At 65.0% G+C, this 23,513-nt stretch carries 20 protein-coding genes and 1 tRNA gene; 12 read left to right on the top strand and 9 right to left on the bottom strand.

Annotated features, from left to right (window positions below; translation table 11 throughout):
• Nucleotides 1–99 precede the first annotated feature (99 nt).
• The 7 genes from ABCN56_RS17390 to ABCN56_RS17360 all read left to right on the top strand — a co-directional run bounded on the left by ABCN56_RS17390 (nucleotide 100) and on the right by ABCN56_RS17360 (nucleotide 7,072).
• Nucleotides 100–633 carry a cold-shock protein gene (locus tag ABCN56_RS17390; RefSeq protein WP_343082099.1) on the top strand — a complete coding sequence of 178 codons (534 nt, stop codon included), beginning with the start codon at nucleotides 100–102 and terminating at the stop codon, nucleotides 631–633.
• Nucleotides 633–1,094, top strand: a complete 462-nt coding sequence (locus ABCN56_RS17385; RefSeq protein ID WP_343082098.1) for a DUF192 domain-containing protein — start codon at nucleotides 633–635, stop codon at nucleotides 1,092–1,094. The genes ABCN56_RS17390 and ABCN56_RS17385 overlap by 1 nt, the downstream gene beginning before the upstream one ends.
• 42 nt (nucleotides 1,095–1,136) lie before the next feature.
• Nucleotides 1,137–1,213 (top strand) — tRNA-Pro (locus ABCN56_RS17380).
• Between the two features lie 654 nt (nucleotides 1,214–1,867).
• The gene (locus tag ABCN56_RS17375) at nucleotides 1,868–5,557 is read left to right on the top strand and encodes a vitamin B12-dependent ribonucleotide reductase (RefSeq protein WP_343082097.1); all 3,690 of its coding nucleotides are present in this window, start codon (nucleotides 1,868–1,870) and stop codon (nucleotides 5,555–5,557) included.
• Between the two features lie 324 nt (nucleotides 5,558–5,881).
• A complete protein-coding gene (locus ABCN56_RS17370) occupies nucleotides 5,882–6,118 on the top strand; it encodes an EF-hand domain-containing protein (protein WP_343082096.1) in 237 nt (78 codons plus the stop codon).
• A 218-nt stretch (nucleotides 6,119–6,336) separates the two neighbouring features.
• On the top strand, nucleotides 6,337–6,573 hold the full coding sequence (locus ABCN56_RS17365; protein WP_343082095.1) for an EF-hand domain-containing protein: 237 nt from the start codon (nucleotides 6,337–6,339) through the stop codon (nucleotides 6,571–6,573).
• A gap of 262 nt (nucleotides 6,574–6,835) precedes the next feature.
• Nucleotides 6,836–7,072 (top strand): EF-hand domain-containing protein, encoded by a 237-nt coding sequence (locus tag ABCN56_RS17360; RefSeq protein WP_343082094.1) that lies wholly within the window; start codon nucleotides 6,836–6,838, stop codon nucleotides 7,070–7,072.
• Nucleotides 7,073–7,132: 60 nt separating this feature from the next.
• On the opposite strand, the gene ilvN is transcribed toward ABCN56_RS17360, so the two are convergent.
• Together ilvN and ABCN56_RS17350 are read right to left on the bottom strand one after the other, a co-directional pair.
• Complete coding sequence (gene ilvN, locus ABCN56_RS17355) at nucleotides 7,133–7,693, bottom strand: acetolactate synthase small subunit (RefSeq protein WP_343082093.1); 561 nt, start codon at nucleotides 7,691–7,693, stop codon at nucleotides 7,133–7,135.
• 60 nt (nucleotides 7,694–7,753) lie between these two features.
• Entirely contained in the window at nucleotides 7,754–9,499 is a 1,746-nt protein-coding gene (locus ABCN56_RS17350; RefSeq protein ID WP_343082092.1) for an acetolactate synthase 3 large subunit, read from the bottom strand.
• Nucleotides 9,500–10,056: 557 nt separating this feature from the next.
• On the opposite strand from ABCN56_RS17350, the gene ABCN56_RS17345 reads away from it, so the two are divergent.
• Complete coding sequence (locus ABCN56_RS17345; protein ID WP_343082091.1) at nucleotides 10,057–10,641, top strand: hypothetical protein; 585 nt, start codon at nucleotides 10,057–10,059, stop codon at nucleotides 10,639–10,641.
• A gap of 19 nt (nucleotides 10,642–10,660) precedes the next feature.
• On the opposite strand, the gene ABCN56_RS17340 is transcribed toward ABCN56_RS17345, so the two are convergent.
• Nucleotides 10,661–11,569, bottom strand: a complete 909-nt coding sequence (locus tag ABCN56_RS17340) for a calcium/sodium antiporter (protein ID WP_343082090.1) — start codon at nucleotides 11,567–11,569, stop codon at nucleotides 10,661–10,663.
• A gap of 288 nt (nucleotides 11,570–11,857) precedes the next feature.
• Between ABCN56_RS17340 and ABCN56_RS17335 the strand changes: the two genes are divergently transcribed.
• The 3 genes from ABCN56_RS17335 to ABCN56_RS17325 all read left to right on the top strand — a co-directional run bounded on the left by ABCN56_RS17335 (nucleotide 11,858) and on the right by ABCN56_RS17325 (nucleotide 16,338).
• Nucleotides 11,858–12,943 carry a TRAP transporter substrate-binding protein gene (locus ABCN56_RS17335; RefSeq protein ID WP_343082089.1) on the top strand — a complete coding sequence of 362 codons (1,086 nt, stop codon included), beginning with the start codon at nucleotides 11,858–11,860 and terminating at the stop codon, nucleotides 12,941–12,943.
• Between the two features lie 102 nt (nucleotides 12,944–13,045).
• A complete protein-coding gene (locus ABCN56_RS17330) occupies nucleotides 13,046–13,966 on the top strand; it encodes a TRAP transporter small permease subunit (protein WP_343082088.1) in 921 nt (306 codons plus the stop codon).
• Between the two features lie 14 nt (nucleotides 13,967–13,980).
• On the top strand, nucleotides 13,981–16,338 hold the full coding sequence (locus tag ABCN56_RS17325; RefSeq protein ID WP_343082087.1) for a TRAP transporter large permease: 2,358 nt from the start codon (nucleotides 13,981–13,983) through the stop codon (nucleotides 16,336–16,338).
• A 383-nt stretch (nucleotides 16,339–16,721) separates the two neighbouring features.
• Here ABCN56_RS17325 and ABCN56_RS17320 read toward each other — a convergent pair whose 3' ends face one another.
• The 6 genes from ABCN56_RS17320 to ABCN56_RS17295 form a co-directional block, all read right to left on the bottom strand.
• The gene (locus ABCN56_RS17320; protein WP_343082086.1) at nucleotides 16,722–17,165 is read right to left on the bottom strand and encodes a hypothetical protein; all 444 of its coding nucleotides are present in this window, start codon (nucleotides 17,163–17,165) and stop codon (nucleotides 16,722–16,724) included.
• Between the two features lie 148 nt (nucleotides 17,166–17,313).
• A complete protein-coding gene (locus ABCN56_RS17315; protein ID WP_343082085.1) occupies nucleotides 17,314–17,991 on the bottom strand; it encodes an SDR family oxidoreductase in 678 nt (225 codons plus the stop codon).
• 75 nt (nucleotides 17,992–18,066) lie between these two features.
• Nucleotides 18,067–18,903: an arginyltransferase gene (locus tag ABCN56_RS17310; protein WP_343082084.1), complete on the bottom strand. Its 837-nt coding sequence runs from the start codon at nucleotides 18,901–18,903 to the stop codon at nucleotides 18,067–18,069.
• Between the two features lie 96 nt (nucleotides 18,904–18,999).
• Nucleotides 19,000–19,452: an RDD family protein gene (locus ABCN56_RS17305; protein WP_343082083.1), complete on the bottom strand. Its 453-nt coding sequence runs from the start codon at nucleotides 19,450–19,452 to the stop codon at nucleotides 19,000–19,002.
• Nucleotides 19,453–19,517: 65 nt separating this feature from the next.
• Nucleotides 19,518–19,940, bottom strand: coding sequence for a DUF2852 domain-containing protein (locus ABCN56_RS17300; protein ID WP_343082082.1), 423 nt, complete (start codon nucleotides 19,938–19,940; stop codon nucleotides 19,518–19,520).
• 144 nt (nucleotides 19,941–20,084) lie between these two features.
• The gene (locus ABCN56_RS17295; RefSeq protein WP_343082081.1) at nucleotides 20,085–20,555 is read right to left on the bottom strand and encodes a YbaK/EbsC family protein; all 471 of its coding nucleotides are present in this window, start codon (nucleotides 20,553–20,555) and stop codon (nucleotides 20,085–20,087) included.
• Nucleotides 20,556–20,702: 147 nt separating this feature from the next.
• Here ABCN56_RS17295 and ABCN56_RS17290 point away from each other — a divergent pair, with 147 nt between their 5' ends.
• Nucleotides 20,703–23,495 carry a bifunctional [glutamate--ammonia ligase]-adenylyl-L-tyrosine phosphorylase/[glutamate--ammonia-ligase] adenylyltransferase gene (locus ABCN56_RS17290; RefSeq protein ID WP_343082080.1) on the top strand — a complete coding sequence of 931 codons (2,793 nt, stop codon included), beginning with the start codon at nucleotides 20,703–20,705 and terminating at the stop codon, nucleotides 23,493–23,495.
• The last annotated feature ends 18 nt before the right edge of the window (nucleotides 23,496–23,513 follow it).

Genomic DNA, 23,513 nt, shown 5'->3' with positions numbered 1-23,513 from the left:
GTCGCATTTAGTCCGGAATACCGGACATTTTTGCTTGAAACGCGGCTGTCGCTCATGAGAACTCAAATGAATTGAGGTGAGCAGAACACAAAGGACGCCATGTCAGAAGATCGGCTGGACCAGCGCCGGGTCGTGGGCCGGGTTAAGTGGTTTGATCCGGCGAAAGGCTTCGGGTTCATAGTCGCCGACGACGGCGGCCCTGATATCCTTTTGCACGCGAACGTACTTCGTAACTTCGGACAAAGCTCGGTGGCAGACGGGGCGCGTATCACGGTCATGGTTCAACAAACCGCCCGTGGTGCCCAGGCCGTCGAGGTGAATGAAATCCTTCCGCCGGAGAGCGAGGTCGGCCCTCCGATCGAGGATCTGAGCGACAGCGACGCGGAGGAGATCGCGGCGCTTCCCCTGGAACCGGCGCGCGTGAAGTGGTTCGACAAGGCAAAAGGCTTTGGCTTCGGCAACGTCTTCGGGCGCCCCGAGGACGTTTTCATCCACATCGAGGTGCTGCGCCGTTCGGGATTTGCCGACCTGCAACCCGGCGAGGCGGTCTGCCTGCGGGTTATCGAGGGCAAACGGGGGCGGATGGCCGCGCAGGTGGCGTCTTGGGAAACCGCCTTGCGCGATCGTCACTGATGATCCGGGCCGCAGTCCTTTGGCTTGCGATGGCCGGGGCTGCTGCGTCCGCGGATTGCCGCGATGATCTGGTGGAATTCCGCTGGGATGGCGGCCAAGCCCGATTCACGGTCGAGGTCGCCGATGACGAGGGCGAGCGTGCCCAGGGGCTCATGCACCGCGAAGCGCTCGCGGCCTCTGCTGGAATGCTCTTCGTCTACGAACGCACGCAGGAAGCGGCCTTCTGGATGGAAAACACGCTCATCCCGCTCGACATGATCTTCATCGACGAAACCGGGCGCGTGACCCGCGTGCACGAGAACGCCCGGCCGCTCGACCGCACCCCGATCCCTTCGGGCGGACCGATCCGCTACGTGCTCGAGATCAACGGCGGGCTCGCTGCCCGCATCGGCATCGCGCCCGGTGCCGTGATGCGACACCCTGCGGTGGATCAGGCTCTGTCGGCCTGGCCCTGCGGCTGAGTTCTTCCCTTCCGCTTCCGCATTGGCTAGAGAGGTCGCAGTCGGGGCGTAGCGCAGCCTGGTAGCGCGACGGTTTTGGGTACCGTAGGTCGTGAGTTCGAATCTCGCCGCCCCGACCATCCTTCCGAATCATCTTTGCGGCACGGGCATCCACATCTTGTGCGTCCCCGGCTCTCGCCCTGTCGGGATTTCCCCGGAAACGGGGGGCTTCGTCGCCTTCGAAGCAGGATCGGTTGGCGCCGAGACTTCCCCGAGAGCGCAATCGTCGCGCACCATCGAATCTTCTAGCCTGAAACCGTCGCGCTTCAGCCGTGTCCGGCCGGTCCGTCCCGGTCTTCCCTGGCCATCTGTGGACGAAATTCAGGCATTGTCTGAATAGCCCGCGGCAAGACCCTTTTCTTGCTGGGAAAATCCGCCGGGCCTTCGCGGGGCCTCGGCCTGTGAATGAATCATGGAGTTCGGGCGTGGGGTCGGGCCGCGCTTCGAGGTCAACAGAATTATCCGTTGTGGCGGGCAAAATTTACTGTTGACCCAGGTGCTGATCCTACGTCAGTTTGTGCGAGCCGGTCAGGAAGCCACCAGATATAGTGGCGACCGGGAGGGCAAGAATAACCGCAGACCAGGGTCCGCCACAGTGCGTGACCACGGCGCTGCCCGAAGGCGGGCAGCGGTGGGGTGACTTGTCTTTCCTGTTTCAAAGGACCGGCGCCAAGAGCGGTGAAGGGGTGAGTTCAACAACCCCCGGCCGCAGGGAAGCGACAGACGGGGCAGAAATGAAAATCGAACGCAAATTTACCGCCGCCGGGCAGAACGCCTATTCGGATATCGAATTCACCACGACCGTTTCGGAAATCCGCAATCCCGACGGCAAGATCGTTTTCCGCAATGACGCGGTGGAAGTTCCGAAGGGCTGGAGCCAGGTCGCCTCGGACGTCATTGCCCAGAAATACTTCCGCAAGGCCGGCGTGCCCGCGCGGCTGAAGAAAGTGCGCGAGAAGGGCGTGCCGGAATTCCTCTGGCGTTCGGTCGCTGACGAAGACGCGCTTGCGAAGCTTCCCGCCGACAAGCGTTCGATGGGCGAGAGCTCGGCGAAGCAGGTCTTCGACCGCCTCGCGGGCGCCTGGGCCTACTGGGGCTGGAAGGGCGGCTATTTCTCCACCGAGGAAGACGCCAGCGCCTATTACGACGAAATGCGCTACATGCTTGCCCGCCAGATGGGCGCGCCGAACTCGCCGCAGTGGTTCAACACGGGCCTGCACTGGGCCTACGGGATCGATGGTCCCTCGCAGGGCCATTTCTACGTCGACTACAAGACCGGCAAGCTCACGAAGTCCGATTCGGCCTATGAGCACCCGCAGCCGCATGCGTGCTTCATCCAGTCCGTGTCGGACGACCTCGTGAACGAGGGCGGGATCATGGACCTCTGGGTCCGCGAGGCACGCCTGTTCAAGTACGGCTCGGGCACTGGCACGAACTTCTCCTCGCTCCGCGGCGAGGGCGAGGCGCTCTCGGGCGGCGGCAAGTCGTCGGGCCTCATGGGCTTCCTCAAGATCGGCGACCGCGCGGCCGGTGCGATCAAGTCGGGCGGCACCACGCGCCGCGCGGCCAAGATGGTGATCTGCGACATGGATCACCCCGATATCGAGGACTTCATCAACTGGAAGGTCATCGAGGAACAGAAGGTTGCCTCTCTCGTCGCCGGCTCCAAGGCCCATGAAAAGGGCCTGAACGAGATCTTCGCGGCGATCCGCGCCTGGGACGGCGCCGAGGAGGACGCGACGGACCCGGCGAAGAACGACAGCCTGAAGGTGGCGATCAAGGCCGCCAAGAAGCTCTCGATCCCGGAAACCTACATCAACCGCGTCCTGCAATACGCGCGTCAGGGCTATTCCTCGATCGAATTCCCGACCTACGATACCGATTGGGACAGTGAAGCCTACATCACCGTTTCGGGCCAGAACTCCAACAACTCGGTCCGGGTCACGGATGCGTTCCTCAAGGCCGTTCGCGACGACGCCGACTGGGAGCTGATCCGCCGCACCGACGGCAAGGTCGCGAAGACCGTCAAGGCACGCGAGCTCTGGGACCAGATCGGCCACGCCGCCTGGGCCTGCGCTGACCCGGGCATCCAGTTCCACGACACCGTCAACTCCTGGCACACCTGCCCGACCGACGGCCCGATCCGGGGCTCCAACCCCTGCTCGGAATACATGTTCCTCGACGACACGGCCTGCAACCTCGCGTCGATGAACCTGCTGACCTTCTACAAGAACGGCAAGTTCGACGCCGAAGGCTATGTGCACGCCACGCGGATCTGGACGCTGACGCTGGAAATCAGCGTGATGATGGCGCAGTTCCCGTCGAAGGAGATCGCGCAGCTTTCCTACGACTTCCGGACCCTTGGCCTCGGCTACGCCAATATCGGCGGGCTGCTGATGAACATGGGCCTCGGCTATGACAGCCCGGAGGGCAGGGCGCTTTGCGGTGCGCTGACCGCCGTTATGACCGGTGTCTCCTACGCGACCTCGGCCGAGATCGCGGGCGAGCTTGGTCCCTTCTCGGGCTTCGAGCGGAACCGCGACCACATGCTGCGCGTCATCCGCAACCACCGCCGCGCCGCTTACGGAAAGACGGATGGCTACGAGGGGCTAGCGGTCAACCCCGTGGCGCTCGACCATGCCAACTGCCCCGACCAGTCCCTTGTCGCCCTGGCGAAATCAGCCTGGGACGAGGCGCTCGAGCTCGGTGAGAAGAATGGCTTCCGGAACGCGCAGTCGACCGTCATCGCCCCCACGGGCACGATCGGCCTCGTCATGGATTGCGACACGACCGGCATCGAGCCCGACTTCGCGCTGGTGAAGTTCAAGAAGCTCGCGGGCGGCGGCTACTTCAAGATCATCAACCGCTCTGTCCCGGCCGCGCTCGAGACGCTCGGCTACAGCGGCGCCGAGATCGAGGAGATCATCGCTTATGCTGTCGGTCACGGCACGCTGGGCAACGCTCAAGGCATCAACCACACGGCGCTGATCGGCCACGGCTTCGGCCAGGCCGAGATCGACAAGATCGAAAAGGCGCTGCCTTCTGCCTTCGACATCCGCTTCGTGTTCAACCAGTGGACGCTTGGAGACGAGTTCTGCAAGAAGACCCTCGGCATCCCGGCCGAGAAGCTGATGGACCCGGGCTTCGACCTCCTCCGTCACCTCGGCTTCACCCGTGCACAGATCGACGCCGCCAACGACCATGTCTGCGGCACGATGACCCTCGAAGGGGCCCCGCACCTGAAGCCCGAGCACTACGAGGTCTTCGACTGCGCCAACCCCTGCGGCAAAAAGGGCAAGCGGTTCCTTTCGGTTGACAGCCACATCCGCATGATGGCGGCGGCGCAGAGCTTCATCTCCGGCGCCATTTCCAAGACGATCAACATGCCGAACTCGGCCTCGATCGAGGATTGCCTCAGCGCCTACGAACTGTCGTGGTCGCTCGGCATCAAGGCCAACGCGCTCTACCGCGACGGTTCGAAGCTGTCGCAGCCTCTGGCCGCGGCCCTCGTCGAGGACGACGAGGAGGCGGAGGAAATCCTCGCCTCGGGTTCGGCCCAGGAAAAGGCCGTGACGCTCGCCGAAAAGATCGTCGAGAAGGTCGTGGTCAAGGAGATCGTCCGCTCGCACCGCGAGAAGCTTCCGGAGCGCCGCAAGGGCTATACCCAGAAGGCGATCGTCGGCGGTCACAAGGTCTACCTGCGGACCGGCGAATACAAGGACGGCACGCTGGGCGAAATCTTCATCGACATGCACAAGGAAGGCGCGGGCTTCCGGGCGATGATGAACAACTTCGCCATCGCCGTCTCCGTCGGCCTCCAGTACGGCGTGCCGCTGGAGGAGTTCGTGGAAGCCTTCACCTTCACCAAGTTCGAGCCCGCAGGGATGGTGCAGGGGAACGACTCGATCAAGAACGCGACGTCGATCCTGGATTACATCTTCCGCGAACTGGCGGTCAGCTATCTCGACCGCACCGACCTTGCGCATGTGAAGCCCCAGGGCGCGGCCTTCGACGATCTCGGCGGCGGCGTGGGCGAGGGCAAGCGCAACATCGCGGAGCCTTCGGAAAGTGCCGCGTCGAAGTCGCTCGAGGTTCTGAAGCAGATTTCCTCGACCGGCTACCTCCGCAAGCGCCTGCCGCAGGAACTCGTGGTGCTGCAGGGCGGCATGGGAGCGACGGCGCTGTCCGGTGCCGCCGACCCGGTCGCGACGCTCTCGACGCTGGTTCCGGAAGCCGTGCCGTCGGTGGCCGCCGGCAGCAGCACTGCCCTCGCCAGCGGCACGGTCAGCCTCGATGCCCGCGCCAAGGCCAAGATGCAGGGCTACGAGGGTGACCCCTGCGGCGAGTGCGGGAACTACACGCTGGTGCGCAACGGCACCTGCATGAAGTGCAACACCTGCGGGGCGACCTCCGGGTGTAGCTGAAATCCAGCCGCCCGCCGGCGCAGGCGGGGGGAGGGTTCCGGGGCGGGTGCGCTCGCCCCCGACGTTGTTCAGGCCGCAGGCAGAAACCGGGCGGTATGAATGATGAGCCTGGACAACGAAACTTGGGGGGCCTCGGGCCCCCCTTATTTTCTTTCGGAACCACAATGGGTTATGGTTCGGAAGGAGCGTTGATATCGGATAACAGGCAAGTTCCGCGCCGGACTGAGCGCTGATATTGAATAACAGGGCGGCTCCCGATACGCGTTTCTTCAAGGGCGAAAGCCTTCATGGCGCGGATCTGCCCCGCGCAAGAGGAGAAGACAGATGAAAACCAGAATCCTTGCCTTTGCCGCCCTGTGCGCACTTGGGGCCGGCGCTGCCTCGGCCCAGACGATGGTGGAAGACACCGATGGCGATAGCGTCTACTCCATGGAGGAACTCGTCGCGGCCTACCCGGATCTCACCGAGGAAACCTTCACCACGATGGACGTGGACGGGTCGGGTTCCATCGACGCGGACGAACTCCAGGCTGCGCGCGAGCAGGGCCTGATCGAGGCCTGATCGACGATCTGCCTTCGACGGCAGCGGGAAGGCCCCGGGGGCAAACCGGGGCCGTTTTCATGTCCTCGGCGGAGTTTTGCCGATCTCGGAAGGCCGTTTCGCACGTGCAGAAAATGGGGCCTTGCGGTCGCCGCAACGGCGTAGCACATACCCGACCGGTGGCGCTTATGCCACTGAATCAAGGGCGAAAATGCCCAATGCATACGGAGTATGTGCAAATGAAGAAGCTCGTTCTGACCCTCGGCGCCATCCTGGCCGTCGCCGCGGCTCAGGCCAATGCCGAAACCGTCGTCACCGATACGGACGGCAACGGCGTCTACTCGATGGAAGAGCTGGTGGCCGCTTATCCGGACCTCACGGAAGAGACCTTCGCCGCCATCGACGCGAACGCGGACGGTTCCGTGGACGCCGACGAGCTGCAGGCCGCCGTCGAGGCTGGCACGATCGCCGGCTGACAAGCCAACGATCCCGCTTCGGCGAGGGGCCCCGGGTTTCCGGGGCCCTTTTTGTATTCGTGCCGCTCTCCCAGGCCACGACCGGCAGACCGCCGCCGATCCTTGGGCTGTCCGCCGCCGAGCCCTCGGCGGGCCTCCGCGGTTTTCACCCACGCTGGATCGGCTCCCGTTGTGGTTGAGGCGGAATGCTCCCAGTCTCCCTCTCGTGGCGTTCCTGCCACGTATCCCCGGGCGGAAGAGCCCGACAAGAAGGGAGCATGAAATGAAGGAGTTCGCTCTGACCCTTGGCGCCGTCGTGGCCATTGCCGCAGCCCAGGCGCAGGCCCAGACCATGGTCGCCGACGCTGATGGCGATGGCGTCTACTCGATGGAGGAGATGCTGGCGGCCTATCCGGACCTGACGGAAGAGACCTTCGCGGCCATCGACGCGAACGCGGACGGTTCAGTGGACGCCGACGAATTGCAGGCCGCAGTCGAGGCCGGCACGCTTCCCGGCTGACGGGGACAGACCCGCGAGGAAGAAGGGCCCCGGAATTCCGGGGCCCTTCGTGTCTTCGCCTCAGGCCCCGCGGGCCAGTGCCGCGACGCCCGTCCTCGCGACGTCGCAGAGCCCCAGGGGGCGCATCAGTTCCGCGAAGGCATCGATCTTCTCCGAAGTCCCGGTGATCTCGAACACGAAGCTTTCCAGCGTCGAGTCCACCACGTTCGCCCGGAAGATGTCCGCGAGCCGCAGCGCCTCGACCCGCTTGTCTCCGGTCCCGGAAACCTTGAAGAGCGCAAGCTCGCGCTCCACCGCGCGGCCTTCGACAGTCAGGTCGTGCACGTCATGCACCGGCACCATCCGGCCGAGCTGCGCCTTGATCTGCTCGATCACGAAAGGCGTCCCGGTGGTGACGATGGTGATGCGGCTCCGGTGGCCCTTGTGGTCCACCTCTGCCACGGTCAGGCTGTCAATGTTATAGCCGCGCCCGGAAAAGAGCCCGATCACGCGCGCAAGCACACCCGCCTCGTTGTCGACGAGCACGGCGAGCGTATGGGTCTCGATCGGCTGCGCGTGGGGGTCGCGCAGGTCGTAGGCCGAATGGCTGGACGCGCCCTTCTTGATCTTCAGTGCCGACATGTCATTCACCTTGGTCAGAATTTCGTCCGGGGGGCCTCGGAAAGCCCCCCTTTCTTCGCGTCAAACCAGCACCGCGCCGCCGGTGAAGGCCTCTGCATCGGCCGCAAGCAGCATCTCGTTATGCGGCCTGCCCGATGGGATCATGGGGAAGCAGTTCTCGTGCTTCTCCACGACGCAATCGAAGATCACCGGTCCGTCGTAGGAGATCATCTCCATGATGGCGTCGTCGAGATCGGCCGGGTTGTTGCAGATGATGCCCTTGCAGCCGAACGCCTCGGCGAGCTTCACGAAGTCGGGCAGGGCCTCGGACCAGGAATGCGAATACCGCTCGCCATGCAGAAGCTGCTGCCACTGGCGCACCATTCCGAGCCGCTCGTTGTTCAGGATGAACTGCTTCACGGGCGCGCGGAACTGAACGGCGGTCCCCATCTCCTGCATGTTCATCAGCCATGACGCCTCGCCGGCGACGTTGATGACGAGCGATTCCGGATGCGCGATCTGCACCCCGATCGAGGCCGGGAGCCCGTAGCCCATCGTCCCCAGACCGCCCGAGGTCATCCAGCGGTTCGGATCCTCGAAGCCCAGGAACTGCGCCGCCCACATCTGGTGCTGGCCCACTTCCGTGGTGATGTAGCGGTCCATGCCCTTGGTCAGCGCCTCGAGACGCTGGAGCGCGTATTGCGGCTTGATGGTCTTGTCGGAGTTCCGGTAGGCGAGGCAGTTCTTCGCCTTCCACTCGTCGATCTGCTTCCACCACCTGGCCAGCGCCTCGCGGTTGACCTTGCGGCCGCGTGACTTCCAGACCTTGAGCACGTCCTCGAGAACATGCGCGATGTCGCCGACGATCGGCACGTCGACATGGATGACCTTGTTGATCGACGAGGGGTCGATGTCGACATGGGCCTTTCGCGAATGCGGGCTGAAATCCGCGATCCGGCCGGTGATCCGGTCATCGAACCGCGCGCCGAGGTTGATCATGACGTCGCAGCCATGCATCGCGAGGTTCGCCTCGTAGAGCCCGTGCATCCCGAGCATGCCGAGCCAGGACTTGCCTGAAGCCGGGTAGGCGCCGAGACCCATGAGCGTCGACGTGATCGGGAAACCCGTCGCGTCGACAAGCTCGCGCATGAGCTGGCTCGCGGCGGGACCCGAGTTGATGACACCGCCGCCCGTGTAGAAGATCGGCCGCTCGGCGGTCTCGATCATCTCGACGAGTTCGGTGATCGCGGCGAGGTCGCCCTTGACCTTGGGCTGGTAGTGGCTGATGCGCGCCTCCTTCGGGGCGACGTATTTGCCCGTGGCGAACTGGACGTCCTTCGGGATGTCGATCAGCACCGGCCCCGGCCGCCCCGAGGTCGCGATGTGGAAGGCCTGGTGCAGGGTCTCGCCCAGGCGGTCCGTCTCCTTCACCAGCCAGTTGTGCTTGGTGCAGGGGCGCGTGATGCCGACCGTGTCGGCCTCCTGGAACCCGTCGGTGCCGATCATGAAGGTGGGAACCTGGCCCGTCAGCACGATGAGCGGGATCGAGTCCAGCAGCGCGTCCGTCAGGCCCGTGACGGCGTTCGTTGCGCCCGGCCCGGAGGTCACCAGCACGACGCCCGGCTTCCCGGTCGAGCGGGCATAGCCCTCGGCCATGTGGACCGCGCCCTGTTCGTGGCGCACGAGGATGTGGCGGATCTCGTTCTGCTGGAAGATCTCGTCATAGATCGGCAGCACCGCGCCGCCCGGATAGCCGAAGACCACTTCCACACCGTGATCCCTCAGCGCCTGAACCACCATCTTCGCGCCGGTCATCGTCCGTGACATCGTCTGCCTCTCTCTTCTCAATCCAGCTGCAACAAAAAGCCCCCGAGCTTGGTCGGGGGCGCATGGGGGGAACCTGATGGTCTACCGTCACCGGCCCATGCGCCACGTCCCTACGACTACAAGGATGGGATCCATGTTCACCCGAGCCCTTTCGCTGCTGCGCGGCGGACATTAGGCGGGGCAAAAGGGGGCGTCAACCGCGAAAAGCCTGCATAAAGTGTCGCACAGTGCATTTTTTCAGCCATAAAGTTGCGCGGTGCGCCGTTCGGGCGACATTTCGCGAAACGAGCTTGCCGTTTTTGAACCAGATCGGTGCGGTTTTCGCCGTCAGGCCGGTTTCGGGCCCGGGAGGCGGCCGTTTTCGGCGCTCCGGACGCCTTTGGTTTCGCCGCATTTGCCTGCCCTCGGGGCGGGTGGAGGCTCTCCCGGTGGAACGCATTGCGGACTTCTTCCGGCTTGACGGAGATCATGTGCCCGCTGGCGGGGTGCGGCTAGCCTTCCGCGCGGTCAAGTTCACGATGTCGCCTCGGGATGGAGGCGCGACACAGGAGGAGACAATGACAGGATTTCGAACCACGAAGCCCGACCACTACATCGCGGAACCGGAGGCCGTCGGCATCTTCGACAATTTCGAGTCGTTCCAGGCAGCCATGTACGATCTGCTGATTGCGGGATTCAGCCGCTATGACATCAGCGTGCTCGCAAGCCAGGAAACGGTCGACAAGAAGTTCGGCAAGCGCTTCTGGCGATCGGCCGAGTTGCAGGATGATCCCGAGGCCCCCCGGACGGCCTTCGTTTCGGAAGAGGCGATCGGCGAACTGGAAGGCGCCATCGCCGGCGGCTTCTTCTTCCTCGGCTCCTACATCGCGATGGCCGCCATGGCCGCGCTCGCGCCCGTCGCGACACTGGCAGGCTCGGTCGCCGGCATCGCGATCGGCGGCGCGCCCGGCGCGGTGATCGGCTCGATCCTCGCCCGGCGCGTGGGCAGGCACCACAAGGACTACTACGCCACGCAGATCGAGCACGGCGGCATCCTCCTTTGGGTCCGTGTGGCCGACCACGAGCGCGAGAAGATCGCCGTCGAGATCATTAAGGGCCATTCCGGGCGCGACGTGCACGTCCACCCCTGGAGCGAGGCCTGACTAGGGCCGGGAAGGCCGGCTAGCCCATCAGCGCGAGATAGCTGCCATAGGCGATGAGAAGCCCGCCCCCCGCGCGCCGTCCGATGCGCCCGGCAGCCGCCGCGAGCGCCAGGAGCGCGATCGACGCGGCAAGGACGAGCCCCATATCGAGGCCGACGAAACGCGGGTCGATCGGCACCGGCGTCACGGCTGCGGTCGCGCCGAGGATGCCGAGGATGTTGAAGATGTTCGATCCCAGGATGTTGCCCACGGCGATGTCGGCCTGGCGCCGAAATGCAGCGACGAGGCTCGTGGCCAGTTCCGGCAGCGATGTGCCGACGGCGACGATGGTGAGGCCGATGACCGCCTCGCTGATCCCGTAGTCGCGCGCGATCTCGGTCGCGCTGGACACGAGGAATTTCGCGCCCAGCATGAGCGTGGCGAGCCCGCCAAGCGCGGCTAGCAGCGATTGCAGGAGGGGCGGCACATGGGCGCCCTCCGGCTCCGGCTCGGCTTTGTCGCGCAGGCAGAGCGCCAGATAGGCCACGAGCCCGGCGAGCAGGAGAAATCCCTCGACGCGCGTTAAAAGACCTCCCCACATCAGCGCCCACAGAAGAAGCGCCGCCCCGATCATCACGGCGAAATCCCGCGGCAGATCGCCAAGGCGCATCCCTACCGGCGCGATCAGCGACGAGAGGCCGAGAATCAAGAGGATGTTGGCGATGTTCGAACCCAGGACGTTGCCCACGGCGATCGCCGGTGTCCCCGCGAGCGCGGCCTGAAGGGAAACCAGAAGCTCCGGCATCGAGGTGCCGAAGCCGACGATGGTCAGCCCGATCACGAGGGGCGGCACATGGTACCGCCGCGCGATTCCGACCGCGCCACGGACCAGGAATTCGCCGCCAAAGAACAGGGCGAGCAGCCCCGCCCCGAACACCAGATAGACCAAGATTGCCTCCCGTTGCGGACTTCCTCCGTTAGATCGGCGGCGCCGGTCGCTTTGCAAGAGGGGGGCGGGAATCTGCCCGCATTTCTTTCGGGCGCGTCGCAGGGGATCTCCTCGTTCGGAGCCCGGCGGGCACCGGGTGCCGAGGTTTTTCGCCGCGGCAAATCCGCGCTTTCTCGCAGTTGCCCTTAAGTAAGTATTCCCACCGCCGAAACCTCCCGCTAGTCTCGGCGCACTTGCAACGAGCCGCCTGGCCAACAAGGGCGGGCGATCAACTTTGGGAGGAGACCTATGGACCGTCGTTCATTCCTGACGAAAGCCGCGCTTGGCGGCACCGCAGCGGCCGCAGCTTCGACGCTTGCCGCTCCGGTCTACGCTCAGGGAAAACGCACTCTGACGCTCGTGACGACCTGGTCGCGGGGCCTCGCGGGCGTGCATGACGCCGCGCAGCGCTGCGCCGACACGATCACGGCGATGACGGATGGCCAACTCACCGTGGACCTGAAGGCCGCGGGCGAACTCGTCGGCGCCTTCGAGGTGTTCGACGCGGTGACCTCGGGCCAGGCCGACATGTATCACGGCGCCGACTATTACTTCGTCGGCCAGCACCCGGCCTACGCCTTCTTCACCTCGGTTCCGATGGGCATGACCGCGCAGGAACTGGTGAACTGGTACTACTACGGCGGCGGGATGGAATTCCATGACGAGCTCGGCCAGATCTTCGGGCTGAAGTCGTTCCTCGCCGGCAACACGGGCGCCCAGGCGGGCGGCTGGTTCCGCAAGGAAATCGCGGGTCCGGAGGACTTCAACGGCCTCAAGTTCCGGATGCCCGGCCTTGGCGGCAAGGCGCTCGGGAAGCTCGGCGCCTCGGTGCAGAACCTGCCCGGCGGCGAAGTGTACCAGGCGCTGTCGTCCGGCGCGATCGACGGGACCGAGTGGATCGGCCCCTGGGCCGACGAGAAGGCCGGCTTCCAGGAGATCACGAAGTTCTACTACACCGCGGGCTTCCACGAGCCGGGTGCGGGCCTGTCGCTGGCGATGAACCGCGAGGTCTTCGACAGCCTGACGCCGGCCCAGCAGAAGATCTACGAGATCGCTTCGGCCGAAGCGCACCAGAACAACCTCGCGCAGTTCCTGTCGAACAACTCGGCCGCGCTGGCGCGGCTCCAGGCAGCGGGCGTGAAGACGCTGGAATTCCCCGACACCGTCTGGGATGCGTTCGGCAAGGCTTCGCAGGAAGTCCACGACGAGAACATGGGCGACGAGATCTACAAGCGCGTCTACGACAGCTACATCGCATCGATGAAGTCCTCGTCGAACTGGCTCAAGCTCTCCGACGGCGCCTACACGCGTCAGCGTGACCGCGTGCTCGGCTGAGGCTGACCGGCCGAGCTGAAACCGGAGGCTCCCGGGGGTCTTCCCCGGGGGCCGCCCAAACCGAACGGGCGGCAAGCGCCCGCAGCTTCGCAGGGGGAGGCGATGCTCGAGGGTATCCAGTGGTTCTTCGGCAATATCTTTGCGTCTTTCGGCAACCTGTTCCATGCCCTGACGCATCCGGCAAGCTGGCTGGGCTGGCTGGCCGATCCCGGGCTCACGACGGATGAGGCGAAGCAATCGCTGATGCACCTCGTCTATTACGGTGCCTCGGTCGAGTTCTTCTTCGTCATCTTCACCGCGCTCCTGATCCTGACGGCCGTGGGCCTGTGGCGCCGCGCGATCCTGTGGGGCGTGGTGCGCGGGCTCGAAGCCTTCGCGAATTTCACCGGGCGGACGGTCGCCTGGGTGGGCCTCATCATGGTCCTCCAGCAGATACTCATCGTCTTCCTTCAGCGAATCTTCCGCGTCGCCTCGATCGAGCTCGCGCCTTTCGGTTACGGGTTCTCGAAAGACCTCTCCTGGTGGTCGGAAGAACTGAAGCTCTACAACGCCATGATCGTCGCGCTCTGCGTCTCCTACACCTTCGTGCAAGGCGGCCATGTGCGGGTGGACCTGTTCTATTCGGGCATGCGGTATCACCGGAAAAAGCTGGTCGACATGATCGGCTCGGTCTTCTTCATGCTGCCGGTCGCGGTGCTCACCTGGCTCTACGCCTGGTTCTTCTTCTGGCGGATCATGATCGTGCCGAACACCTCGGCCACCGACACGCTCGACAAGCTTCTCCTGAAGGCCCGCGCCCTGCGCTGGAACATCGAGACGATCGGCTTTTCGCCCAACGGCTTCGACGCCTACTTCCTCTTCAAGGTGCTGATCCTGTCCTACATCGCGCTCGTCTTCCTACACGGCGTCGCGTTCTTCTACAGGAGCCTTCTGGAATACATCGAAGGGCCGGAAAGCGAAGGCAAATACCACGACAAGGACACGCTCGGGCAGGGCGAAGAAGCCTACGAAGGCACGCATTAAGGGGCGGATGAAGCATGTTCCTCGGACTTGACGGCGTCGAGATCGGTCTGATCATCGTTTTTCTCTGCCTCTTCGCGGGCATCATGTCGGGCTTTCCGGTGGCCTTCGCTCTTGGTGGCGCGGCGGTCATTTCCTTCGGGATCCTCGCCGCTCTGGATGGCGCGGAGCTCCTGGTGCACGAATACGTGGACTCGGGATCGGCGGAATACCAGGCACTCAGGGCCGAAGGCGTGCCCGAGATCGAGATATCGAAGTTCACGTATCCTGACCTTCCACGGCTGACCGAGCACATCTTCCCCGGCGGCTGGGAACAGGCGATGGACCGCAACCTCGCCTTCATCGTCAACCGGATGAACGAGCGCGTCTTCGCCGGTCAGTCGATCGAAACGCTGCTCGCGGTGCTGATGTTCGTGATGATGGGCATCACGCTCGAACGATCGAAGATCGCGAACGACCTGTTGACGACGATGGCCCGCGTGTTCGGGCCATTGCCAGGCGGTCTGGCCGTTTCGGTCGTGGTCGTGGGTGCCTTCCTCGCGGCATCAACCGGGATCGTCGGCGCGACGGTGGTGACTATGGGCCTCCTGTCATTGCCGACGATGCTCAGGAGCAACTACTCGCCAGAGCTCGCGACCGGCGTCATCGCTGCCTCGGGAACACTCGGGCAGATCATCCCGCCCTCCATCGTCATCGTGCTTCTGGGTACGCTCGCGGGCGACCTCTACGCCGCTGGCCAGGAGATCCGCGCCGGGGCGGCCGGCTGCTCGGACGCGCTGACCTATCTCGGTGAGGCGGCGGTTCTCTCCGTCGGCACGCTGTTCCAGGCCGCGCTCCTTCCGGGGGTGATGCTCGCCTTTCTCTATGCGGCCTATGCCTTCGGCTATGCTCTTCTCAATCCGGACAAGGCCCCGCCCGTCGCGCTGGAGCATACCGGTGACGACATAGTCACCCGCAACGACGCGCTTCTCTGGTTCCTCGCCGCGCCGGTTGGCCTTATCGGCGGCGCGCTGCTTCTGGCGCAGGTGAATATCATCGGCAACCAGTCGACGACCGTCGATACCTTCACGGACGTGGGGCAGGCCGCGGCTCTCAGGACAAATGTCTCCGAGCAGTGCAAGGCCTCGATGATCGAGCTGCACGGACAGGAGAAGTGGGATCAAGCCGTCGCCCAGCAGGCCGCGATCGACGAGGCCGGCGGGCTCGAGCAGAGCGTGAAGCGCACGCCAGAGGAGATGGAGGCCGCCCGCGCCGAAATGATCGCGAATGCGGCCCCGATCGGCACCGGCGTCGCGATCCTCTTCGTGCTCCTCGGCCTCGTCCTGACCACGGCGCGGGGCGTGTCCCCCTCGGCGGACACGCGACCCCTGATGGTAGGCGCGGCGGGCGTTGCGCTCGGCCTTCTTGCCGACGCGGCCTTCATCGCGCCGACCACGACCTCAGGCGCGGCGTTCCTGATCCTGGCGATCCCGGTCGCCATCACGCTCTACGGCTGCCGCTACGCGGTCGAAAGCATGTCGCACAACGACCTCGTGAAGGTGGTATTCCCGCCGCTCGTCCTGATCGTCGCGGTGCTGGGTTCGATCCTTGGCGGGATCACGAACCCGACGCCGGCCGCGGCGCTGGGTGCCGGTGGCGCGATCCTCCTCGCGGCCTACCGCAAGCTCCACGACGAAGGCCGGTCCGGCCGGATCATCCTCATGGCGTCCTTCGCCATTGTCATCATGATCCTATTCGGCATCAACTTCGACCTCCGCGTGAACCGCGAGGTCGTGCCCTTCGAGGACTGGATAGCCTTCCTGATCGCGCAGGCGGCCTACCACTTCGCGATCTTCGGCATCCTTTTCGGCTGCTGGGTGCTGTTCCGCACGTCGGTCCTGGCGCCCGTCGTGCGTGAGACCGCGAAAGTCACCTCGATGGTCTTCACCATCCTCATCGGCTCGCAGCTTCTGAACCTCGTCCTGATCTCCTTCGGCGGCGAGCACTACATCCAGAGCTTCCTGCGGTCGTTCGAGCAGGAATGGGCAGCCTTCCTGATCGTGATGCTCGTTCTGTTCATTCTGGGCTTCGTGCTCGACTTCCTGGAGATCATCTACATCGTCGTGCCGATCGTCGGTCCGGTGATCTATGGCGGCACCTTCGACCCCAGCTGGGTCACGATCATGATCACGGTGAACCTCCAGACGTCCTTCCTGACGCCGCCCTTCGGTTTCGCGCTGTTCTACCTGCGCGGCGTTGCGCCGGCGAGCGTCACGACGGGCCACATCTACCGGGGCGTCATTCCATTCGTCATCATCCAGGTCGTTGCGCTGGCGCTTCTGTGGCTATTCCCTGCGGTCGTGACGATCGTTCCGGATCTTCTGCCGAATAACTGATGCAGCGTCGCGGGGGGCCTGAGAGCCTCCCGCGACATAAAGGTCGTTCGGACGATGGGGGCCTGGGTCGTCCCGTTTCGATGCTTTGTCGCTCGGACGTTTCCAGCAGCTGCGGAAGACCGGATGTCCGAGAAGGCGCAGCTATTGGTGAGGGGTTTCCGCCTCTCGACCCGAAGGATGTGCGAAGGCATCCCGGACATCGTGAGGCGTCCTGACATTTCCAGGTCGGAAACAGTCTCCGGCCCCTCCCGTTGACTGAATGGCAGATAGCTGTTGCCGATTGCTGGCTTTCTTGGCGCGGATCGCTTCGGGCGAATGCCTGTTGCCCGACAAGAGCAGTCCGGGTGTTTCCAAAAGGGAAACGATCGTTTCGCTGTTGGCAGTCAGGAATACCGGATCGCGGACCACCGCACCAGGAAGGCCGCCACCGCCATCTCGAGCCAGGACAGGGCCAGCGCGACGCCGGTCACCGGCAGGGTCGCAAGGTTCATGAGGTAGAGGGCCGACCAGAGGTTGGCGTAGACGAGGATCCAGGTCACCGTGCCCGCCGCCAGCGCGATCCCTGTGGATGCGCCGAACCGGATCATCATGAGCCAGGAAATGATGCTGACCGAGAGGATCGGGATCAGTTCCCATGCCCCCCAGGCAAGGAAGAGGTTGAGGTTCATCGGCACGACGTCCGGAACCGTCGGCAGGGCAGAGCGCATCATCGGCATCACGAAGGCGAAGGCGCGGATGACGCCGGAAAGGTTCACCCAGATCAGGTTCAGCAGGATCGCGATCCAGAGCGGGCGGAGAGACACATTCGACACCTCGGAATCCTGCATGAACATCACCTCCCGGCCGCGACCACCGTCAGCCGGCAGACGCCTTGTCCGTCGGCCTTGCCCGAAAAAGTGTCGGATCTTTCAGGACGCCGGACGATGACGCAGGTCAAAGCGTGGCCGCTCTGCTGGTAGCCCCGCAGTGCCGTTCTCATTCCGCGTAGATCATCTTCCGCGTCATGCCGCCGTCGAGAACCAGCACCTGTCCGGTCATGAAACCCGCGCCGGCGAGGTAGAGCACGGCCCCGGCCACGTCCTCGGCACGCCCGACGCGCCCGACGGGATGCTGTTCGTGGTCCTCTGGGCGCAGGTCGTCAGCGCCCGATATCCAGCCCGGCGCAATCGCGTTGACGCGGACCCGCGGGCCAAGACTGATCGCCAAGGCATGGGTCAGCGCGACGATCCCGCCTTTCGCGGCGGAATAGGCTTCCGTGTCGGGCTCGGACATGAATGCGCGGGTGGAGGCCATGTTGATGATGCTGCCGCCCTCGCGCATCAGTGGCGCCGCTGCTCGGGTCATCAGGAAAGCCCCGGTCAGGTGGCTGTCCAGGACGCGCCGCCAGTCGGCCAGCGAAAGCTCGGTCACGGGCCGGGCCGCTGCGCCGGCGATTCCGGCGTTGTTGACGAGAAGGTCCAGCCCTTCCCATCCGAGTGTCCCGAAGCCCGCTGCTACCGAAGCCTCGTCACCGACATCGCAGCGGATGTGCCGCGCCCCTTCCGGACCCTCCCGGAGGTCGAAGGACGCGACCTCCCATCCCTCGGTCGCGAGAGCCCTGCAAATGCCCGCGCCGATCAGCCCGGCACCACCTGTGACGATTGCCCGTTTCATGGAAATGACACTGCTCCACCCTTGCCGTTACGGGCAGTCTGGCAATCTCGTCGCCCCGACAGGCTTCGTGGCCCGTCAGACCTTGCTCAACCGCGTGTCGGGAAGCTCGATCCGGGCGACCTGTTCGGCGATGGGGTCGACCGACAGCGGATGGGTCTCGGCGCTGTGGTCCTCCGGTTCCCCGATATCCTGCCAGCGGCCGCCCTTGTAGATCTCGAGCGCGTTGAAATTGGACTTGTAGCCCATCTTCCGGCTCCCGGGCACCCAGTAGCCGAGATAGACGTAGGGGAGACCGGAACTGCGGGCCAGTTCCACGTGATCGAGGATGATATAGGTCCCGAGGCTGTCCGACGCCTGATCGGGGTCGTAGAAGCTGTAGACCATCGACAGCCCGTCATCGAGCACGTCGGTCAGGCAGACCGCCTTGAGTTCCCGCCGCCGCTCGCTCCGCTCCGGGGGCAGGGAGTACTCGACCACGCGGCTCTTGACCGGCGTCTCCTCGATCATCGCGGCGAACTCGAACACGTCCATGTCCGCCATTCCGCCGTCCGCATGGCGGCTGTCGAGGTACCGCCGAAACAGAGCGTACTGCTCCTCCGTCGCCCAGGGACTCGTCGCCTCGCGCCGCAGGTGCGCATTGCGTTTCAGCGTCCGCCGCTGGCTTCGGGAAGGCTGGAAATCCGCGACCCTGATACGGGCCGAAAGGCAGGCCGTGCACTCGGCGCAGGAGGGCCGGTAGAGCACGTTCTGGGACCGTCTGAAGCCCTGCTTGGACAGCGCGTCGTTCAGCCTTGGCGCGGGTTCTCCCTGAAGCGCAGTGAACAGCTTCCGTTCCGCCCGCCCGTCGAGATAGGGGCAGGGTTGCGGTGCCGTCACATAGAACTGGGGCGCTATCGGTAGCGTATGGCGCATAGGACCGCGGACATGGGCATTCCGAGCGACGTTAGCAAGGCTTCGCCGTTCCGCCAAGCCGGGAATACAATTGTTTCTTCAGTGTACCTTGGCCACTCAGGAGCGCGGGCGATTGATCGCCGCCGTCTGGAGCACGAGATCGGTCAGCCCCTGTGCCCGTGGCGTCGTGAGCATCAGGAAGACCGAAACGACCTGCGGCAACACGAAGCTGAGCGAGACCGTGTACCCGAGCGTATGGAGGACCGCATACGGGGTGTCGAAGCGATCGCCCTCCGAGGTGCGGAGCTCGATGGCGAAAAGCAGCATGCCGGGCGTCGCCGACCATCTGGTGATGCTGGCCGCGCGGTAGACGAAGCCGATCGTCACGTAGAAGAGGGGAAAGAAGAAGAGAGCCGTGAAGGCCGTGAAGGGGAGGAAGAGGATGGCAAGCAGGAGGATCAGGATCGTATCGACGACCCAGGCCAGAAGCCGTTTGAGCGGGACGTCCGCGTAGAATTCCGCCTGGGTGAAAGGGTCGGGCAGACCGGGATGGGAATGTTCGTAAATCATCCTTGTCCTTTCCTCGCAGGCGAGGGCGGCCCCGCGAGGGCCGCCCGAGGTTCGCATTGCCCGGATCAGTAGGCGCCAGGAGCGCTGGTTTCATCCTTCCCGGTGTCCGCATCGCGGGCGGTGCGGGCGCGTTCTTCCATATACTGATCGAATTCCGCCTTGTCTTTCGACTCCCGAAGCCGCTTCAGGAAGGCCTCGAACTCCTCCTGCTCGCGCTGAAGGCGGTCGAGCGTGTCGGCCTTGTAGGCGTCGAAGGCCGAGTTTCCGGAGGAACGGAAGCCGTGCTGATAGGCGGTGTTGCGGGCATGACGGCGGTAGCCGCAAGGTTTCGAGAACATGCGCTTGCTCCAGATCATGTAGGCGAGAATGGCCAGGCCAATGGGCCAGAAGACGATCAGGCCAAGGACCGCCGCGGCGATCCAGGCGGCCTTGCCGCGTTCGTCTAGCCAGGATTCTGCCTGGGCGGGCCAGGCGGCGATGGTGGACATGGGCGTTCCCTTTCGTGTCAACCGTTGGACAGCCTTGATGTGAAATCTATTCACATTGCAAAGATCGGAACGGAACGGCCCTGCGTCAAGGGTCAATGTGAAGGTTTTTTACATCCTTCGAAAAACCATCAAGCCGACAATGGCTTACGCCGTGAACTCGGCGAGTTCCGCGCCCGTGATCCGGAGCAGATCGGCCGGTGAGATGGCGAAGATGTGCCGGGGAGTGCCTGCGGCGGCCCATACATGGTCGAACTCCATCAGCCTCGGGTCGAGGAAGGCGCGGATGCGGGTCAGGTGGCCGACGGGCGCGACCCCGCCGATGGCGAAGCCGGTTTCCGCCCGGACAAGGTTGGCGTCCGCCTTACCGAGCGGTTGGCCAGCGACGGCACTTGCACGCGCGGGGTCGACCCGGTTCCCGCCGGCGGTCAGGAAGAGGATGACGTGGCCGGAGGTCTCTCCCCTGAAGATGATCGACTTCACGATCTGGTCGAGCGCGCAGCCCGCCGCCGCGGCGGCCTGTTCCGCCGTCCGTGTCTCGGCCCCCATTTCCAGGACTTCCGCTGTGATGCCGGCGGCTTCCAGCGCCGTTTTGACCCGATCGATACTTTTCGACATTCTGGGCCCCTTACCTCAATTCATTGCCACCAAGTCAAGAAGTCCACGCCGCGCGGGAAACTTCAATGCTTCGATCCTGGTTTCCCTTCTGCTAACCGCCTGATTTCCCGGATTGACGGCTGAAGCCGGAACTGTAGTGTCCGCCGAATGAACTTTGCCGCACGCCTTACACGTTGTCCGATCCCCTATGAACCTGAGCGTGGAGCGGAGGCCCGTGCGCTGTTTCCAGGACTTCCGCCGGAGATTCTGGCGCTGGTCGAGGGCGCAGCCGGGTGCAGCCCCTATCTTGGCGGCCTTATAGCGAAGGAAGCCGGCTGGCTTGAGGGCGCGCTTGCCGGAGATCCGGAAGCGGCGCTCGAATCCGCGCTCTCTGGTCTCGCGGAGGTCGCGCCGGACGCTCTTGCTGACGCGCTCCGGCGGGCGAAGCGCCGCGTGGCCCTGATCGCGGGGTTGGCCGACCTCGGCGGTGCCTGGCCGCTGGAAGAGGTGACGGGCGCGCTGACGCGGTTCGCCGATCTGGCCGTGCACCTATCGCTGCGCGCGCTCGTCGGCGAGGAGATCCGGCGCGGGAAGTTGCCGGGCGCGGCGCCCGAAGATGCGGCAACCGCAGGCGGCATGGTCGCGATCGCCATGGGCAAGATGGGGGCCGGGGAACTCAACTACTCCTCCGACATCGACCTGATCTGCCTCTTCGACGAAACGCGATTCGAGCCCGCCGAAGTCATGGAGGCGCGCTCGTCCTTCATCCGCGCCACGCGGAAGATGACGGCGATGCTGTCGGACCTGACGGCGGAGGGCTACGTCTTCCGCACCGATCTGCGACTGCGTCCCGATGCCGCGGTCACGCCGGTCTGCATCGGGATGGAGGCGGCCGAGCACTACTACGAAAGCGTCGGGCGCACGTGGGAGCGGGCGGCCTACATCAAGGCGCGTGCCTGCGCGGGCGATATCTCGGCGGGTGAACGGTTCCTGGCCACGCTCACGCCTTTCGTCTGGCGCCGTCACCTGGACTTCGCGGCGATCCAGGACGCCCACGACATGCGGCTGAGAATCCGTGAACACAAGGGGCTTGCCGGGCCGATCGTGCTCGAGGGGCACGACATGAAGCTGGGCGTGGGGGGGATCCGGGAGATCGAATTCTTCACCCAGACGCGGCAGCTGATCGCGGGCGGGCGGGACCCGGACCTGCGCCAGCGCGGCACCGTGCCGGGGCTCGTGGCGCTTTCGGAAAAGGGCTGGGTTCCCGGGGAGGTCGCGGAGGAACTCAGCGAACACTACCGTGCACATCGGGAGGTGGAGCATCGCGTGCAGATGGTCGCGGACGCCCAGACGCACGCCTTGCCCACGGACGCCGAGGGTTTCGACCGCCTCGCGCGCATGATGGGCGAGGGGGACACCCACGCTCTCCGCGCGAGGCTCAGGGAGCGGCTCGGACGGGTGGCGGAGTTGACCGAGGGCTTCTTCGCGCCCGGTGAGACACGCGCACGCCCAGAGATGAGCGCGGCCGCGCGCGAGATTGTAGAGGGCTGGCGGGGATATCCCGCGCTCCGTTCCGCACGCGCCGTCGAGGTCTTCAAGCGGGTGGAGCCGGAAATCCTGCGCCGCCTGTCGCGCGCGGCGAACGAGATCGAGGCGCTCAGGCAGTTCGACGGCTTCCTCGCGGGGCTTCCTGCCGGCGTGCAGCTCTTCTCGCTCTTCGACGCGAACCCGCAACTCATCGACCTGATCGTCGACATCTGCGCCACGGCACCCGCGCTGGCGTCCTACCTGTCGCGGAATGCCGGCGTCCTGGATGCCGTGATCGGGGGGGATTTCTTCGCCCCCTGGCCGGGCGTTCCCGCGCTGCGGGCCTCTCTCGACGCGGTTCTGGACGAGATCCCGGACTACGAGAAGAAGCTCGACGCGGCGCGGCGCTGGGCCAAGGAATGGCATTTCCGGATCGGCGTCCACCATCTGCGGGGCCTGATCGACGCGGTGGAGGCGGGCCGGAACTACGCCGATCTGGCGGAGGCCTGCGTCGCGTCGATCTGGAAGCCCTGCCTGGAAGAATTCGCCCGCAAGCACGGCGCGCCGCCCGGGCGCGGTGCCGCCGTGGTGGGAATGGGAAGCCTTGGCGCACAGCGGCTCAACGCGGCTTCCGACCTCGACCTGATCGTGATCTATGACCCGGCGGGCGTGGAAAACTCGGATGGTCGGCGCCCGCTCGCGGCACGGACATACTATGCGCGTCTCACCCAGGCCCTGGTCACGGCGATCAGCGCGCCGATGGCCGAGGGGAGGCTCTACGAGGTGGACATGCGCCTGCGTCCTTCGGGGCGTCAGGGGCCTGTCGCGACGTCGCTCGACGCGTTCCGGTCCTACCAGATGGAAGAGGCCTGGACCTGGGAACACCTCGCGCTGACGCGCGCCCGGCCGATCGCCGGTGAGGCCGAACTGGGCGCCGAGGTCGACGAAGTGCGGCTCTCCATCCTGCGCGCGAAGGGCGGGGCGGAGAAGGTCCTTCCCGACGTTGCCGAGATGCGGGTGCGGATCTTCACCGCCAAGGCGCCGGACGGGGAATGGGAAGCCAAGATCGGCCCGGGCCGACTTCAGGACATCGAGCTTCTGGCCCAAAGCTTCGCGCTTCGCGCCGGTGACTCCGCGCGCCGGGTGGAACCGCAGCTTCGGATCGGCCCGCGCGAGGGATATGTCACGAAGGAGGAAGGCGAGGCGCTCGCGAGGGCCTACCGCTTCCTCTGGCGCCTGCAGGCGGGGGGGCGGCTTCTCACCGACCGGCCGCTCGATATGGAGCAGATCGGTGAGGGAGGGCGCGCCTTCCTCCTGCGCGAGGCAGGAGAGCCGGATCTGGAGTCGCTCGCGGCGAGATTGCGGTCGGAAACCGCGATCGCCGAGAAAATCGTCGCATCCGTGCTTGACGCGACGGTTCCCGACGATAGGTGAGGACGAAGCTCGGAGGGC

This window comes from Ostreiculturibacter nitratireducens, from assembly GCF_032670585.1.
GTDB lineage: Bacteria > Pseudomonadota > Alphaproteobacteria > Rhodobacterales > Rhodobacteraceae > Ostreiculturibacter > Ostreiculturibacter nitratireducens.
This window is presented reverse-complemented; position numbering and strand designations above follow the sequence as displayed.